This window comes from Maribacter sp., from assembly GCF_016744255.1.
In the GTDB taxonomy this organism is placed as follows: Bacteria; Bacteroidota; Bacteroidia; order Flavobacteriales; family Flavobacteriaceae; genus Maribacter_B.
In genome coordinates, this window is the sequence record NZ_JADGES010000028.1 from 18,261 (window position 1) to 36,144 (window position 17,884).

General features: G+C 33.1%; 15 protein-coding genes. 11 read left to right on the forward strand and 4 right to left on the reverse strand.

The genetic code is table 11. The features are described 5' to 3' along the window. Window positions 1-13 precede the first annotated feature (13 nt). The 4 genes from QZZ51_RS06840 (at window position 14) to pruA (ending at window position 4,670) form a co-directional block, all read left to right on the forward strand. Window positions 14-1,258 (forward strand): DUF5103 domain-containing protein, encoded by a 1,245-nt coding sequence (locus QZZ51_RS06840; protein ID WP_291867752.1) that lies wholly within the window; start codon window positions 14-16, stop codon window positions 1,256-1,258. Between the two features lie 24 nt (window positions 1,259-1,282). Further along, on the forward strand, window positions 1,283-2,410 hold the full coding sequence (locus tag QZZ51_RS06845) for a DUF3667 domain-containing protein (protein WP_291867755.1): 1,128 nt from the start codon (window positions 1,283-1,285) through the stop codon (window positions 2,408-2,410). A 5-nt stretch (window positions 2,411-2,415) separates the two neighbouring features. Continuing rightward, window positions 2,416-2,802 carry a Co2+/Mg2+ efflux protein ApaG gene (gene apaG, locus QZZ51_RS06850; protein ID WP_291867758.1) on the forward strand — a complete coding sequence of 129 codons (387 nt, stop codon included), beginning with the start codon at window positions 2,416-2,418 and terminating at the stop codon, window positions 2,800-2,802. Window positions 2,803-3,041: 239 nt separating this feature from the next. Further along, the gene (gene pruA / locus QZZ51_RS06855) at window positions 3,042-4,670 is read left to right on the forward strand and encodes an L-glutamate gamma-semialdehyde dehydrogenase (RefSeq protein ID WP_291867760.1); all 1,629 of its coding nucleotides are present in this window, start codon (window positions 3,042-3,044) and stop codon (window positions 4,668-4,670) included. A 290-nt stretch (window positions 4,671-4,960) separates the two neighbouring features. On the opposite strand, the gene rsmG is transcribed toward pruA, so the two are convergent. Further along, window positions 4,961-5,596: a 16S rRNA (guanine(527)-N(7))-methyltransferase RsmG gene (gene rsmG / locus QZZ51_RS06860; RefSeq protein ID WP_291867763.1), complete on the reverse strand. Its 636-nt coding sequence runs from the start codon at window positions 5,594-5,596 to the stop codon at window positions 4,961-4,963. Between the two features lie 116 nt (window positions 5,597-5,712). On the opposite strand from rsmG, the gene QZZ51_RS06865 reads away from it, so the two are divergent. Together QZZ51_RS06865 and QZZ51_RS06870 are read left to right on the forward strand one after the other, a co-directional pair. After that, window positions 5,713-6,813 (forward strand): acyl-CoA desaturase, encoded by a 1,101-nt coding sequence (locus tag QZZ51_RS06865; protein ID WP_291867766.1) that lies wholly within the window; start codon window positions 5,713-5,715, stop codon window positions 6,811-6,813. 21 nt (window positions 6,814-6,834) lie between these two features. After that, window positions 6,835-8,022 (forward strand): pyridoxal phosphate-dependent aminotransferase, encoded by a 1,188-nt coding sequence (locus QZZ51_RS06870; protein WP_291867768.1) that lies wholly within the window; start codon window positions 6,835-6,837, stop codon window positions 8,020-8,022. Between the two features lie 53 nt (window positions 8,023-8,075). Here QZZ51_RS06870 and QZZ51_RS06875 read toward each other — a convergent pair whose 3' ends face one another. Continuing rightward, on the reverse strand, window positions 8,076-9,566 hold the full coding sequence (locus QZZ51_RS06875; protein ID WP_291867771.1) for a potassium transporter TrkG: 1,491 nt from the start codon (window positions 9,564-9,566) through the stop codon (window positions 8,076-8,078). Window position 9,567: 1 nt separating this feature from the next. Beyond that, the gene (gene trkA, locus QZZ51_RS06880; RefSeq protein ID WP_291867773.1) at window positions 9,568-10,917 is read right to left on the reverse strand and encodes a Trk system potassium transporter TrkA; all 1,350 of its coding nucleotides are present in this window, start codon (window positions 10,915-10,917) and stop codon (window positions 9,568-9,570) included. A 260-nt stretch (window positions 10,918-11,177) separates the two neighbouring features. On the opposite strand from trkA, the gene ubiE reads away from it, so the two are divergent. Next, window positions 11,178-11,906, forward strand: a complete 729-nt coding sequence (ubiE, locus tag QZZ51_RS06885) for a bifunctional demethylmenaquinone methyltransferase/2-methoxy-6-polyprenyl-1,4-benzoquinol methylase UbiE (RefSeq protein WP_291867776.1) — start codon at window positions 11,178-11,180, stop codon at window positions 11,904-11,906. 33 nt (window positions 11,907-11,939) lie between these two features. Further along, window positions 11,940-12,683 (forward strand): porin family protein, encoded by a 744-nt coding sequence (locus tag QZZ51_RS06890; RefSeq protein ID WP_291867779.1) that lies wholly within the window; start codon window positions 11,940-11,942, stop codon window positions 12,681-12,683. A gap of 6 nt (window positions 12,684-12,689) precedes the next feature. Here the strand turns inward: QZZ51_RS06890 and QZZ51_RS06895 are convergent, their stop codons facing one another. Next, the gene (locus QZZ51_RS06895) at window positions 12,690-13,418 is read right to left on the reverse strand and encodes an RNA methyltransferase (protein ID WP_291867782.1); all 729 of its coding nucleotides are present in this window, start codon (window positions 13,416-13,418) and stop codon (window positions 12,690-12,692) included. Between the two features lie 24 nt (window positions 13,419-13,442). Here QZZ51_RS06895 and QZZ51_RS06900 point away from each other — a divergent pair, with 24 nt between their 5' ends. From QZZ51_RS06900 to QZZ51_RS06910, 3 genes are all read left to right on the forward strand, one after another. After that, window positions 13,443-16,028, forward strand: a complete 2,586-nt coding sequence (locus tag QZZ51_RS06900) for a BamA/TamA family outer membrane protein (RefSeq protein ID WP_291867785.1) — start codon at window positions 13,443-13,445, stop codon at window positions 16,026-16,028. A 152-nt stretch (window positions 16,029-16,180) separates the two neighbouring features. Next, complete coding sequence (gene fbaA / locus QZZ51_RS06905) at window positions 16,181-17,248, forward strand: class II fructose-bisphosphate aldolase (protein WP_291867788.1); 1,068 nt, start codon at window positions 16,181-16,183, stop codon at window positions 17,246-17,248. A 36-nt stretch (window positions 17,249-17,284) separates the two neighbouring features. Beyond that, window positions 17,285-17,884: acetyl-CoA carboxylase carboxyltransferase subunit beta (locus tag QZZ51_RS06910; protein WP_291867791.1), on the forward strand; the 600-nt coding region annotated here is incomplete at its 3' end.

A 17,884-nucleotide genomic window follows, 5' to 3' on the forward strand; every position in this document is an offset into this window, starting at 1 on the left:
AAGCAACTGTTTAATGCGTTACCTATTTTTTCTTACAGTAGTACTTTTGTCTACTTTTAAAACAATTAGCCAAACAATAGAAGAAGTAAGCGAACCTTACCACATTAAATCTATTATTTTTAAAGGGCCAACAGAAGATCAATTCCCTATTTTACAACTAGGGGATCCTATCTACTTAGAGTTTGACGACCTCCTAGCCAACGAACAAGACTATTACTACAAAATTGTACATTGTAATTACGACTGGAGCAAATCCTCCCTTTTAAAATCTCAATACTTAAAAGGAATAGACAACCAACGCATTACTAACTACGAAAACAGCTACTCTACACTCCAACCATATTCTAACTACCAATTGACCATTCCAAATGAGAATATCAAACTCAAAGTAAGCGGCAATTACATTTTAGAAATTTACAATAACAGTTACGAACTACAGTTTTCTAGAAGATTTGTAATATACAAAGACCTTGTTACAGTTGGAGCTACAGTTAAAAGATCTAGGGATTTTAGCTTCTTAAACGAAAAACAAGTTGTGCAACTCAACATTAACACAGCAAATTACAGCGTGGTAAATCCTAAAAAAGAAGTAAAAGTAACCATTTTACAAAACTACCATTGGCCCTCCGCCATTAGCAACATACCCCCACAATTTACTTTAGGAACAGAGCTAGTGTACAAATACGATAAAGAAACTAGCTTTTTTGGCGGAAATGAATTTTACAATTTTGACACCAAAGATTTACGCGCTCCAACGGCTGCCATAGCAAAAATTGAACTAACAGATCTTTATAATCATTATCTATTTTCTAACATACACAGATCCAAAAGACCCTATAGCTACTACCCAGATATTAATGGAGATTTTGTTATTAGAACACTACAAGGAACCAATTCTTCTAGAGAAGCAGAATACACCAAAGTACACTTTAGCTTGCCGTATACCGAAGAGCTAGCTCTTGATGATGTTTACATATATGGAAAACATAACAACTACAGCATTAATGAAGATAACATTATGACGTACAATGAAAAAAACGGAATGATGGAAGGCACTTTAGCACTAAAACAAGGGTTTTACAATTACAAATACGTTATAAAAAGAAAAGACGACACTATTGACCTAAACACGGTTTGCGGCAATTACCACAACACAGAAAACAACTATACCATATTAGTATACTATAGAGTTTTTGGTGATTTACACGATAGCGTAATTGGAGTTGGATCAGCTAATTCTAGAAACATCCGTAATTAATGTATATTTATCCTTTAAGATAAAATGGATAATAAACTAACAACCCCTTCTTTCGGAAGACACCAGCTTAAGTACAGAGGAATCGAATGCAAAAATTGCAATCACCCCTTAGACATAAGTGACAAATATTGCCCCAATTGCTCGCAAGCTAACAGCATTAAAAAACTCTCTTTAAAAGATTTTTTTGATGAATTTTTTGCTAGTGTCATCTCCTATGATTCTAAACTATTAAAAACACTTACTGCTTTATTACTTAGACCTGGAAAAATAACCCGTGACTATATAAATGGCAAAAGAGTAAGCTACACCAACCCATTTAGATTCCTACTTAGCTTGTCTATAATTTATTTTTTTATGATTAGCCTTAGTAACGATTTTTCTACTTTGGACAAGTACGCAACAAAAGATGGACCAGGGTTTATACATAAATTAAGCAAAGCAAGCATTACAATAAACAATAATAAAGAAAAATTAAACAATACACCCCTAGACTCTATAAACAACATTACAGATATAAATAATATTTTTGGGCAAAAAAAAGACACAAACTCCCTGCTACTTAAACACCCTAAAAAGTATTTTTCCTCTTTAAAGGATAGCACCACTTTCAATAGGCTTTTTTACAAACTAAACTTCTTTAGTTCCATCATCACAAAGGACACCATCTATAACCTACAAGATGCTTCCATAAAATACAAAATAAAAAAGAACAGAGAAAACCAACTTGCTTACAACACCGCAAGCGGAATAAACAAATTAGAACATCAACCAGCAAGCTTCATCAGCTCTTTAATTTCTAAGCTCCCATTTACAACCTTTTTCTTCTTACCAATCTTTGCTTTCTTTATTTGGATGATCTACATCAGAAAAAAATACACTTACACCGATCATATCATTTTTAGCTTTCATAATCAATCTTTGTTCTTTATCTTGCTCATTATTAGCTATTTAATCAATTCCATATTTAAGACAAATAGCGAAGGATTTTTTCTGTTAATTTTTCTCCTCTACTTATATAAGTCGATGCGTAATTTTTACAAGCAAGGAAGATTCATTACGATTATTAAATATTTATTTCTAAATACAATTTTTGTAATTTTGGCAACCATTACAATTATCATTGTATTAACAGGAAGTATTTTTACATTTTAACGCATATGACAACATTAGTAACTAAGGGTATAAAAATTTCAGTAAACACCAATTTTGAAGGTACATTCTTTAAAAATTACAAAATGCATTTTGCTTTTGGATATACTATTACTATAGAAAACCAAAGTAAAGACTCCGTTCAACTAAACTCCAGACATTGGAGAATATATGACGCCTTAAATGATTTAGAATTATTAGATGGCGAAGGAGTTATTGGCAAAAAACCTGTAATTCTTCCAGGAGAATCGCACACCTATAATTCGGGCTGCCTTTTAGCATCCCCTATTGGAGCTATGAAAGGGCATTATAATATGGTAAATTTTGGAACATCCGAAAAATTTAGGGTGCATATTCCTACATTTAAATTTAGCGCACCTTTTGCTCTGAACTAAGAAAATCAACTACATATTTAACAATCCCATTATACTTTCCTGTGTTTTGGGATTGTTTATTTTATAGATTACCACACTCAATTACTGAGCCAGATTCTTATAAATATTACAGAAAACTCAAAACTAAGCGCCAAAAATTAAAGCATTCATAACTGAAATAATAATAGCAAAGAATACTTTAAATCGCATTTCTATTTAATATCTTTGCTGAGCAATTTTTAATTCTAAAAAATAACAGTATGGGTAAAGGTTTTTTTAAAGTACCTACAGCGATTAATGAATCCATTAAAAGCTTTGCTCCTGGTTCTCCAGAAAGAGCAGAAGTACTTCAACAATATAGCGATTATTTCAACAGCACCGTAGATGTGCCAATGTATATTGGTAATGAAGAAGTAAGAACAAATAACACCAAACCAATGTCTCCTCCGCATGACCACAAGCATATTGTTGGTCAATACCACATAGCGGAAAAAAAACATATAGACCATGCCATTTCTAATGCATTAGATTCTAGAGCAAATTGGGCTCGTTTAACATGGGAACAACGCGCCGCAATCTTTTTAAAAGCTGCAGATTTATTAGCTGGACCATATAGAGCCAAAATAAATGCTGCTACAATGATAGCACAGTCTAAAAATATTCATCAGGCAGAGATAGATGCCGCTTGTGAATTTATAGATTTTCTACGATTTAATGTAGAATATATGTCTCAAATATACCAAGAGCAACCAGATTCTGCAGAAGGTATATGGAATCGAGTAGAATATAGACCCTTAGAAGGATTTATATACGCTGTAACCCCATTTAATTTTACAGCTATTGCTGGGAATTTACCTGCAAGCGCAGCAATGATGGGTAATGTTGTAGTATGGAAACCTAGCGATAGCCAAATTTTCTCTGCAAAAGTAATTGTAGACGTATTTAAAGAAGCTGGTTTACCCGATGGTGTAATCAATGTTGTATACGGAGACCCTGTAATGATTACAGACACCGTATTAGCTAGCCCAGACTTTGCTGGACTTCACTTCACAGGTTCTACTTTTGTTTTTAAAGAATTATGGAAACAAATAGGAAACAATATACATACATACAAGACATATCCAAAAATTGTTGGAGAAACAGGTGGTAAAGATTTTATCTTAGCTCACCCAAGTGCAAAACCAGCACAAGTAGCAACCGCCATTGCTAGAGGAGCATTTGAGTTCCAAGGACAAAAATGTAGCGCAGCGTCTAGAGTTTACTTACCAAAATCTTCTTCTAAAGAAATCTTAGATATATTAAAAAAGGATATAGCCTCTTTTAATAAACCTGGATCACCAGAAGACATGAGTAATTTTGTTACTGCAGTTATTCACGAAGGTTCTTTTGATAAATTGGCTAAATATATAGACCAAGCGAAAGAAGACAAAGATGCTGAAGTATTTGCAGGAGGAAATTATGACAAATCTAAAGGCTACTTTATTGAACCTACAGTTATTGTTACTACAGACCCAAAATACACCACTATGGAAACTGAACTTTTTGGCCCTGTAGTTACTATATATGTTTATGAAGACAAAGACTGGAAAGACACTCTAAAACTAATAGACAGTACATCTGAATACGCTCTTACAGGAGCAATACTATCTAAGGACAGATACGCAATTGAAGAAGCTACTGTAGCTTTAGAAAACTGTGCAGGTAATTTCTATATTAATGATAAACCAACTGGAGCTGTCGTAGGGCAACAACCTTTTGGTGGAGCTAGAGCTTCTGGAACAAATGATAAAGCAGGTTCTGCTCAAAATTTACTCCGCTGGGTTTCTCCTAGATTAATTAAGGAAACCTTTGTAACCCCTGAAAATTACAGATACCCATTTTTAGGATAATTACTGCCTTATAATAAAAAGCTCATACTATACCAGTATGAGCTTTTTTCATTTTAAATACCTTTGTTCCTAGAAGTAACTCCAACAAACTCTTGTTTATTTAATAATTTTAATGTAAATTAAACGTTAATTAATTGTTACATTAAGGTAAATCAAAATAATCAACTACTAAACTTAATACCATGGAAAAGGCTAATACATCTAAAAAAAGCAATACTACCATTTGGAACTTCATAAAAAATTATGCTAAAAAATGTAGATTAGCCTATAACGGGATGCTTACTCTATAACTAACCCTTATACTTCATTGGCAAGTAAACTACTTTTTTAGTTTCATAAAAATCTTCTTTAAAAAAAGTAGTTAAATCATAAATTTCAGCAGTCTTATAATCCTTTAATTCTTCGGATAAATCACCTCCTTTTAAATACAAGATTCCGTTCCTTCTCTCATGAACAGATTCTTTCTTAATTCGTCCTTTTATCCATCTCACAAAAGTTGGCATTGCTGCTACTGCTCTACTTATGATAAAATCATATTGAGAATCTAAATCCTCTACTCTTGTATGTATAGCTTTAACGTTTGTTATACCCAAACCATCAATCACCTCTTGGACAACTTTTATTTTTTTTCCAATAGCATCCACCAAAGTAAATTGAACTTCTGGAAATAAAATAGCCATAGGAATCCCAGGAAATCCACCACCTGTACCAACATCTAACACATGCGAACCATCCTTAAAAGTTTGGATTTTTGCAATACCCAAAGAATGAAGAACATGGCGCAAATAAAGCTCATCGATATCCTTTCTAGAAACCACATTTATTTTCTGGTTCCAGTCTTTATATAAAAATTCTAACTTCTTAAACTGATTTTTTTGCTCTTCGGATAAATCAGGAAAATATTTTAAAATAATGTCAGTCTTCATTTTTGCTTAAAATTTCAACAAAAATAGGCTTTTTAAAGTCAATTATTTTTCTCTTTTGGCAAAGTATTATAAGTCCTTTATTTAGAATTAAGCTACCTTTGTAAAAAAAATATATTATGGAAAAAACAACAATTAGGTTTTCCAGAAAAGACTCTACCGATTTTTTTAAAACCCTAAACAAAAGGGTTAACCAATATTTCAAGGAGAATAAAATAAAAAAAACAGGCGATTGGCGATTGCACCTAAAAACCGCAATAATGTTTATCCTTTTTCTTGCGCCGTACTTTGCTATTTTAACCTTAGGGCTACCAAATTGGGCTAATCTTTTATTAACGATTGTCATGGGGGTTGGTATGGCCGGTGTTGGCATGAACGTTATGCACGATGGTAACCACGGATCCTATTCTAATAAAAAATGGGTCAATAAAATCATGGGCGGAAGCATTTATATCCTTGCTGGAAACGTATACAATTGGCAAGTACAACACAATGTACTGCACCACACCTATACGAATATTCAAGGACATGATGAAGATTTAGACGCAGGAAGAGTTCTGCGATTTTCTAAACATGCGGAATGGCACAAATACCATAAATTTCAACATTACTATTCTATATTTTTATACGGATTACTAACTTTTAATTGGGCTGTAACTACCGATTTTCAACAAATGTACAGATACACCAAAAGAAAATTGTCTTATGGAGAATTTCCTAATCCAATAGCAAATTGGAGCAAAATGGTAATTTTTAAACTAATCTATTTAACTATTTGGATTATACTACCCTTTGTAATTCTTGACATTTCTTGGTGGAAATTATTATTAGGTTTCTTTGTAATGCATTATGTTGCTGGGGTTATTTTAAGCGTTGTTTTTCAATTAGCACATGTAATTGATGAAGCAGAAACACCTTTACCAGATGAAAAAGGAAATATTAAAAACACATGGGCTATTCACCAATTATTTACTACTGTAAATTTTGGAAACAAGAGCAAAATAATAAACTGGTTTACAGGCGGTCTTAACCACCAAGTAGAACATCATATTTTTCCTAATATAAGCCATGTTCATTACACAAAAATTGGTGAAATTGTTAAACAAACAGCAAAGGAATTTAATTTACCTTACAACGAGTACAAAACAACAAGAAAAGCTATAATTTCGCACTTTAAACATTTAAAAGAGTTAGGAAAAAAACCTTCCTTACAATATTAGTATTAGTAAACTTTTTAGAATATGAGTAATAATTTATCTGATAGAATTAACAATTTAGCGACTTCTGCAACTTTAGAAATGGCAACTAAAGCAAGAGAATTAAGAGCATCTGGAAAAGATATTATAGGTTTAAGTTTAGGAGAACCAGACTTTAACACTCCAGATTACATTAAAGAAGCTGCTATACAAGCAATAAAAGATGGTTATAATTCTTATACACCAGTAGACGGCTACCTAGATTTAAAGGACGCTATTATCACTAAGTTTAAAAGAGATAATAATATTGCATACGATTATTCTCAGATTGTAGTATCAACTGGTGCTAAACAAGCTTTATATAACATTGCACAAGTATGCCTTAACCCTGGAGATGAAGTTTTATTACCATGTCCTTACTGGGTAAGTTATAGTGACATTGTTATGTTATCTGGTGGCGTTCCTGTAGAAATAGAAACCTCTATTACTACAGACTTTAAAATGACACCCGAACAATTAGAAAATGCAATTACTCCTAAAACAAAAATGCTTTGGTACAGTTCACCTTGCAACCCTAGTGGCTCTATTTATAGCAAAGAAGAATTAAGAGCTCTTGCCGATGTCTTAAAAAAACATCCACAAATTGTTATTGTAAGTGATGAAATATACGAGCATATAAACTACGGAGTTACAGCACATGCTTCTATGGCTGAGTTCGAGGATATGTATGACCGAACCGTAACAGTAAATGGTGTTGCAAAAGCTTTTGCAATGACAGGATGGCGTATTGGTTATATCGGAGCCCCAGCATACATAGCTAGAGCCTGCAACAAACTACAAGGACAAGTAACCAGTGGCGCTAATTGTATTGCCCAAAGAGCTGTAATTACAGCTCTAGTAGAGCCAGCTAGTAGAATTCAATACATGGTTGACAAATTTAAAGAGCGTAGAACCTTAATATTAGGTTTATTAAATGATATTGAAGGCTTTAAATGTAACGAACCAGAAGGTGCTTTTTACGTGTATCCAGATATAACTTACTTTTTTGGCAAAACACTAAATGGAACAAAAATTAATAATGCGTCTGATTTTTCTATGTACTTATTAGAAAACGCAAATGTTGCTACTGTAACTGGAGATGCTTTTGGCAATGGAAATTCTATTAGAATATCGTATGCTGCTAGCGAAGAACAAATTATTGAAGCTGTAAAGAGAATTAAAGCAGCTTTATAACAAAATAGCCACTTAATATTAAAAAAGCCTGCTGAAAAAGCAGGCTTTTTTAATTATGTCTTTTTCCAAAAATAGGGTGTAAATAAAATAAGTACCGTAAATAGCTCTAATCTACCAGCTAGCATTAAAAATCCGCACCACCATTTGCCTAAATCAGGGAGGCTATTAAAGTTACTTAACGGATTTAAACTACCCAAACCTGGGCCAACATTACCTAGGGAAGTTGCTGCCCCGCCAATAGCGGACATAAAATCTAATCCTAGCGCTCCTAGAACCAAAGCACCTATAATAAACAATAACATATACAAAACAAAAAAGGCTATAATATTATATACAATATGCTCTTTTACCGTCTTATTATTATATCGTACTGGGATTATAGCATTTAAATGCAAGGTTCTTTTAAACTCTAACAATCCATTTTTAATTATTAGTAAATGTCTCATTACTTTAATTCCACCAGCAGTAGAACCCGCAGAGCCTCCCAAAAACATCAATCCAAAAAAGAATATTGTTAAAAAAGGTGTCCAATTAGTAAAATCCGCAGAAACAAAACCCGTTGTAGTAATTACGGCAATAACCTGAAACAAAGAATGCCTAAAAGAACTTTCCGCAGCACCTAATACCATAGGATGGTATTCCGAGACCTCTACATTAGCTTGATAATAAATTACAAAAGCAGCTATTATAGAAAAGACTATTACAAAAATAGAATAGTATCTAAATTCCTCATCTTTTAATACGCGCTGCACTTTTCCTTTAAAAGCAAAATAACTTAACACAAAGTTACTTCCTGCTAAGAACATAAAAAACACCACTATATACTGAATCAAAGGTGAATCATTCCAATACGCCAAACTTGCATTTTTTGTAGAAAAACCGCCTGTTGACAAGGTTGATAACGAATGATTTACAGCATCAAAAAAAGACATTCCTGCCAATTTTAATAGTATGGTTTCCGCAACAGTATATCCAACATAAATATACCATAGACGCTTAGCTGTATCCGTAATTCGCGGATGAAGTTTATCTGCACTTGGTCCTGGAGCTTCTGCTGAAAATAGCTGCATTCCACCAATACCAAGTAATGGTAAGATTGCTATTGCCAAAACTATAATCCCCATCCCTCCAATCCAATGGGTAATACTCCTCCACAACAAGATACCTTTTGGCATAGCCTCTATATCTTCTAAGATAGAAGCTCCTGTAGTTGTATACCCTGAAATGGTTTCGAAAAAAGCATTGGTAACACCTGGAATAGCACCTGAAAATAAATAAGGCAACATGCCAGACATAGACATAACGACCCAACCAAAAGTTACAATAATATACCCTTCTTTACGCTTTACCTCTTTTTTATGGTCCCGCGTGTAATACATAAAAAATGCACCTAAAAACATACTTGCTATCGATGCTAAGGAAATCCCTAAGGTTGCCCCATCTTTATATATTCCACTTACTACAGCCGCTATTAACATAAACAAGCCGTTGAAAAGCAATAACACACCCATAAGGTGAAATATTATTTTAGAATTAAGCCTCATACTACAAGAACAACTTTTCTATTTTCGTAATTACATTTGGCAAACAACAAACAACTACCCTATCTCCTGCTTGAATCTTAAAACCTCCTAAAGCAATAATACCTTTATCACCTCTTACCACTCCTCCTATTGTCGCTGATTTTGGAAAATCTAATTCCCTAATAATAGCTCCCGTCACCCTAGAGTCTGGCTTTACTACAAATTCTAATATCTCTGCATTTAAATTATTTAAACGCATGGAAGCTACTACATCTCCTCTACGTATATGCCTAAATATATTATTTGCAGCTAATAATTTTTTATTAATCAAAGTGTCAATTCCTATAGAATGGGATAATTGAAAATAATCCATATTCTCTACCAAAGCAATTGTCTTCTTTACATTTTTAGATTTTGCAACCAGACAAGACATAATATTTGTTTCCGAATTTCCGGTCACCGCAATAAAAGCATCCATTGACTCTAAGCTCTCTTCTTGTAACAATTCTACATTTCTTCCGTCACCATTAATTACTAGAGCGTTTGGCAAATCATCTGCTAAATCGAAGGCCTTTTCTTTATTCTTTTCAACTAGCTTTACATTAAACTTATTATTACACAAGTCTCTAGCAGTTTTAAAACCAACTTTACTCCCTCCAAGAATCATTACATTTTTAATTGCTTCTTTCTTCTTGTCTGATAATTTATAAAGCTCATCTACCCCTTCGCTAGTTGTAATAAAATAAACTTGATCTCCTTTTTTAAATACAGTATCTCCTCTAGGAATTACAGTAAACTGGGTACCCAACCTCTTTAAAGCTATAGGCATAAAATTAACTTCAGAAAATATTTTAGCCGCTTCTTTTACCATTTTACCAACAAAAGGAGCTGTCTTTAGCAAAGAAATTCCAACCATAATTAACTTACCATCCTCAAAATCGTAAGTATCATTAAAAGCAGATTTACTAAGTAAGGACTGTATTTCCGTTGCTGCTAATTCTTCTGGTGAGATTAATTCATCAATACCTAATTCCGAAAACTTTATTGTTTCTTTATTATCTATAAATTCCGTGTTAGATATTCTTGCTATAGTTCTTTTGCATCCTAACTGTTTTGCCAACATACATAAAGTAATATTAGTAGTTTCAGACGATGTAACCCCGATTACCAAATCGGACTCTTGAACTTGAGCATCTTGTAATAAGGAGATTGAAGTTGCATCTCCTTTTATAACACGTATATCTAGATGGCTATCTGCATAAGCCAAACTTTCTTTTCGCGTATCTATTAAGGTAATATTCTGGGATTCGTAAGATAGCAATTTAGCCAAATGAAATCCCACCTCACCCGCACCTGCAATTAATATTTTCATTTAATATATGTCTTGTTTACCACAGGCAAGAACAACTGTTCTGTCCAAACATCTAGAAGAAAATACCACATTTGGCATTTTTGATTCAATCCGTTTCATTTTACAAAAAATTAGCAAATTTTGCAAGGCAAAATTACATAATTTAATTGGTTACAATATACTTTAAACCTTTAAAGAACATAAGATTAGTACCTTTTATTGTTTAAATAAAGAAGCACTAGCATCTTCCTATATTGTATATTTGCCAAAAATTGCTAAAAATGACCAAAAAGGTTACTCCATATAAAGACTCTGATTTAGGCAAAAAAGAGCAGGTTACTCAAATGTTTAATACCATATCTAAGAATTATGATGGTTTAAATAGAGTTATCTCTTTTGGAATTGATATAAAATGGCGAAAAAAAGTAGTTTCCATTTTATCTAAAAAGAAACCCTCATCTATCTTAGACATTGCCACCGGAACTGGAGACCTTGCAATTAACATGGTTGATACTGGAGCTACAAAAATTGTTGGATTAGACATTTCACCTGGAATGCTCGAAGTTGGCAAAAATAAAATTGCAGATAAAAAATTAAACCACACTATAGAGATGATTGTTGGGGATAGCGAAAACCTACCCTTTGAAGAAAACTCGTTCGACGCCATAACCGTAGCTTTTGGTGTACGTAATTTTGAAAATTTAGAAAAAGGTTTGGCTGAAATATTCAGAGTCCTTAAACCTAATGGCTCTTTTGTTGTTTTAGAAACTTCTGTTCCTACAAAAACACCTTTTAAACAAGGCTATCGTTTTTATACAAAATATATACTACCATTAATTGGAAGAATATTCTCTAAAGACCGTTCTGCTTATGCTTATTTAAGTGAATCTGCATCTGTTTTTCCACATGGCGAAAACTTCAACAATATTTTACGTAAAATTGGGTTTATAGATGTAGTGAATAAACCTCAGACTTTTGGAGTTGCATCTATATATGTAGCTTCTAAATAAAAGACTATAAAGCCAGTAAATGGCAATAGAAGTATGACAATAACAGATATAAAAAATAGTTTCCCTTCAAAATTTATTGGAAAAGCTTTTCTTTTCTCCATAGTTATTAGTTCATTTTTTATTAGCCATAAAACCGAAGCACAATTTAACGAAAGACCTGTTCTTAATTTAGAAAACGAGGATGAACCCCTTTTAAACTGGGGATATTACTTAGGCTTTAATCAATATGATTTTAAATTTAGCTACATTAATAACGCTCCAGATATTCTAGTACAAAAAAGTATTGGTTTTAATGTAGGATTAATAGGCGAATTAAGACTTAACGATTTTTTAGACCTTAGATTTGAACCTGGCTTAAGCTACTCCTCTAGAAACCTTGGTTTCACAGGGTTTACAGAAGAACGCGATGCCATAAGAGAAGTGAAATCTACTTACATTAATTTCCCCTTACTATTAAAAGCAAGCACCAAAAGATTAGGCAACTGGAAACCTTATTTAGTTGGCGGCGTATCTACTTCCATGAATTTGGGAAGTAACGAAACTAGCTTGGATGACAATTCTGCAGGAACTTTTCGAATGAAAAAATCTGTTTACAATTATGAATTAGGATTTGGAATAGATTTTTATTTGGAATATTTTAAATTCTCTCCATCTATTCGTGGCGTTTTTGCCATAACAGATGAACTTGTAAGAGATGCAGACCCAAATAGCCCGTGGACAGGGAACATAGATCTTATGCAAACCCGTGGACTTTTTATAAACTTTACTTTTGAGTAATCTTTTTTAGAAACTAAACCTTCTTATCTCGTTTAATAAAATAGAAGTAGCCGTAGCAACATTTAAACTTTCTGTAGTAGAATCTCCAAATTGTGGTATCGATATTTTGTTTGTACACAGAGCCTCAATTTCTTTAGAAACCCCATTTGCCTCGTTCCCCATTACTAACACTCCTTTTTCTGGAATTTTTTCTTTATAAACGACTTTCCCATCCATAAAAGCGCCATAAATAGGTAATTCTGTTTCTTCTAAAAAAAGTTTTAGATTCATGTAAACAATATTCACTCTAGAAATAGAACCCATTGTTGCTTGTAAAACCTTAGGATTATAACAATCTACAGTCGTAATGGAACAAACTAAGTTTTTAATTCCGAACCAATCGCACAACCGAATTATAGTTCCTAGATTTCCTGGATCTCTTATGTCATCAAGTCCAACGGTCCAATCCTTTATTTCCAATTTTTCACTTTTTGGAATATGAAAAACACCTAATACAGAACTTGAATTTTTTAAAGAACTCATTTGCTTCATTTCCGAAATGCTTACTAAATCACATATATGACCGAGTTTTTTTCCAAAATTCTCCTCCGAGGTAAATATTCTAGAAACTTCAATTTTAGACAAAAGTAATTCTCTCACCGTTTTTTCTCCCTCTACAACAAACAATTTATGCTGATTTCGGTACTTTTTTTGCTGTAAGCTTTTTATAAGTTTTATTTGGCTTTTACCAACCATTCAAATAATGTATTTTTGATTTCTATGAAGATAGTATTGCGCTTTAAAAAAAACACTGCTAAAATAAGCTTATTATTTATAGCTATAGCACTTACATCTTGCAATACACTAAAAAGAGTAGGCGAAAACGAACTTCTCATCACAAAAAACAACATCTATGCTAATGATGAAAAAGTTAATGATGAAGACATAGAAAGCCTTATTGTACAAAAACCTAATAGCACTTTAGCTTTAGGCTACCCTTTAAGATTAAACTTATACAATTTAGCAAAGAAAAATCCAGATTCTTCTTTTCAGGGTTGGCTACATACCAAAGATAATCGAGAACAAAAACTAATTAAACTATTATCTAAAAAACAAGTAGACCGTCTTGGCGAATCTTTTATTGTTAAAGGCTTAAGTGTATGGCTTAAAAATATTGGCGAAGCTCCTGCAACTTTAGACACTCTAAAAACAAAAAAAACACTAGAAAGACTCAGTGCGTATTACCGTAGCAAAGGATACTTTAACAACAACACAACCTTTAAAGTAGATAGTAGCAAAAGAAAACAAAGAGTCGCTATTAATTATAACATAGCCTTAGGAGAACCTTTTACATTAGACACTATTACAAACAACATTTCTTCCACTGTAATAGACTCTATTTACAATGCTCATAAAACAAACTCCTTTGTTACTCCTGGACAACAATTTAGCGTTGGCAACTTTAATAAAGAAAGAGAAAGATTAACCTCTATTTTTAGAAATAATGGGATATATAATTTCCAAGAAAGCTCTATATCATACACCATAGAAACAGATACAGCCAAGACATACAACGACCAATTAATGAATGTTGAACTTAATATAGCAGGTCTAAAAATAAGAGGGGATAGCACCGTCACAACATCGAATTACAATATTGCTCGTTATAATGATATTAGCATCTATACGGACTATCTGTTTAGCAATGATAAGACAGAACTACAATCTGTAAATTACAAAGGATATACCATCTATTTTAAAGAAAAATTAAAATACAAACCCAAAACTTTAGTTAATGCTGTTTTCTTTAAAAAAGATAGCATCTATAAAGAATTAGATAAAATAAGAACTTATAGACAACTTAATAGTCTTAACGCCTTTAAATACCCTGGAATTAATATGGCGCAAAATAACTCTACACATAAGTTAGATGCCAACATCTATCTTGCAAGTAGACCTAAATATGCCCTAGAAACAGACCTAGAAATATCCAGATCTAATATCCGAAAAATAGGAATAGGTTTTGGCAGCTCTCTATTAATGCGTAATATTTTCGGAGGAGCAGAAACACTAAGTTTTTCTGCAAAAGGATCCTTTGGTCGCCTAAGTAACTCTTCCTTAGCCAGCAGTTCCTTTTCTGAAATAGGAGCTGACATAAAACTGAATTTCCCAAGAATTTGGCTTCCCTTTGTAAATACAGACAAAATTATTCCTAATTACTATTTACCCCAGACTGCTATAACTGTGGGTACAAGTTTTCAAAAAAACATAGGCTTAGATAAACAAACGGTAAATAGCATTCTAAGCTATAACTGGAAACCTTCCGATTTTTCACAAAACATTGTGGAGCTATTGAACATACAATATGTAAACAATAAAAATACAGACCGATTTTTTGAAGTATACCAAAGTTCTTATAGCCAATTGGATGAAATTGCCAACAATTACGAAACAGAGCCTATCCTATCTGGTTTTTTCGAAACTAAAGAAGGAAGTTCAGACCCTAATTTAACAATTCCACAAGGTACTACTGGGTTTATTGATGCCGTTTTAAATAATAAAATTGCAACAACTACAGATAATAAAGATGATGTTAGTAGCATTAAAGAAAGACAAGAAAGGCTTACAGATAACAATCTAATATTTGCCAGTAATTACACCTACTCTAAAAACAATAAAAAAGGAATAACAGATAATAATTTTTATCAATTTAGAGCCAAAATAGAAAGCGCAGGAAACTTTCTATCCGCATTATCCTACCTAGTAGAATTTGATGAAGAAGACGGTAAGCTTCAAGCCTTTGGCCTTCCCTACTCCCAATATATTAAAACCGAATTAGATTATGTTAAATATTGGGATTTAAACCGATCAAATGTCTTAGCTTTTCGCAGTTTTACAGGAATTGCAATACCTTATGGAAACTCGGACAACATCCCTTTTGTACGAAGTTACTTTGCTGGTGGACCCAATGATAACAGAGCCTGGTTTCCATACTCCTTAGGCCCTGGGAGAACAGATGCTGTAAACGATTTTAATGAAGCTAATCTTAAAATTGCATTAAATCTAGAATATAGGTTTCCGATAGCCGGAGATATTAACGGTGCTATTTTTGCAGATGCTGGTAATATCTGGAATGTTTTTGATAATGTAGATGATCCCGATGCTACTTTTAATGGCATACAATCGCTAGAAGACATAGCCCTAGGTACTGGCTTTGGATTACGCTACGATTTTACCTATTTTATCTTTAGAGCAGACCTTGGCTTTAAAACATATAACCCCGCAGAAATACCCTCTAAAAGATGGTTTAGAGATTATAATTTTGCAAATTCCGTTCTTCAAATAGGCATAAATTATCCTTTTTAAATCCTATTTATTTTATTATCAATTAACGCAATCGTTATAGATAATATATATTATTAAACCTCCTCGTTTACAGCTCAAAAGACAATTATCTCTTAATAATTTTAGTTACTTTTGTTGTTCAATTTTTTTTAAAACTTTTAACATACAAAAAAATGGCTCACAACATTAAACCAGGAGTTGCAACAGGAGATCAAGTTCAAGAAATATTTAATTATGCAAAAGAAAAAGGATTTGCATTACCTGCTGTAAACGTCATAGGATCAGATACAATTAACGGAGTATTAGAAACAGCTGCAAGTTTAAATGCACCTGTAATTCTTCAGTTCTCCAATGGTGGAGCTCAGTTTAATGCTGGCAAAGGACTTTCTAACGAAGGCCAAAACGCAGCTATTCAAGGAGCAGTTGCTGGAGCAAAACACGTACACCAATTAGCAGAAGCTTATGGTGCTACTGTTATTTTACATACAGACCACTGTGCTAAAAAATTATTACCATGGATAGATGGTCTTTTAGATGCAAGTGAAAAATATTACGCTGAAACAGGAAAATCACTTTTCAGTTCTCATATGATTGACCTTTCGGAAGAGCCTATCGAAGAAAACATTGAAATTTGCAAAGGTTACCTAGAAAGAATGAGCAAAATGGATATGACTCTAGAGATAGAATTAGGAATCACTGGAGGTGAAGAAGATGGTGTTGACAATTCAGATGTAGACGATTCTAAATTATATACACAACCAGAAGAAGTTGCTTATGCTTACGAAGAGCTTTCTAAAGTAAGTCCTAGATTTACAATTGCAGCAGCTTTTGGCAATGTTCATGGAGTATATAAACCCGGAAATGTAAAGTTAACGCCGAAAATTCTTAAAAATTCACAAGAATATATTTCTAAAAAATACAATGTAGAGCATAATCACATCGATTTTGTATTCCATGGTGGATCTGGCTCTACAGTGGAAGAAATTCGTGAAGGTATTAGCTACGGAGTTATAAAAATGAACATTGACACAGACTTACAATATGCTTTTTTAGCAGGCGTAAGGGACTATATTCAAGGCAAGAAGGATTATTTACAAGGTCAGATTGGCAACCCTAATGGTGCTGATGAACCTAACAAAAAATACTACGATCCAAGAGTTTGGTTACGCGAAGGAGAAAAAACTTTTATAGAAAGATTGAAAAAAGCCTTTGAAGATTTAAACAATGTTAATACATTGTAGCCCCATAATAAATCTAACAGTACCTAAATAGAATATATGACGGCTTGGTTTAAAAGAACAGAAAAAGGAATACAAACTTCCACAGAAGAAAAAAAAGACACCCCAAAAGGATTATGGTATAAATCTCCAACGGGTAAAATTGTTGAATCTGATGAGTTAGCTAAAAATTTCTACGTGAGTCCAGAGGATGATTATCATGTAAGAATTGGAAGCAAAGAGTATTTTGAAATTCTTTTTGATGAAAACAAGTTTAAAGAATTGGATGCTAATTTAACTTCGAAAGACCCTCTTAAATTTGAGGACACCAAGAAATATTCTGATCGCTTAAAAGCGGCACAAAAAAAGACCGGACTAAAAGATGCCGTAAGAACCGCAGTAGGTAAATCACTAGGTGAAGACTTAGTCATTTGCTGTATGGATTTTGCTTTTATTGGTGGCTCCATGGGGAGTGTCGTGGGCGAAAAAATTGCAAGAGGTGTAGACTATTCTATTAAAAATAAAATTCCATTTTTAATGATATCTAAATCTGGTGGCGCTCGTATGATGGAAGCCGCTATTTCATTAATGCAACTAGCAAAAACTTCTGCCAAACTAGCACAGCTAGCTGAGGCAGAAGTTCCTTATATATCCTTATGT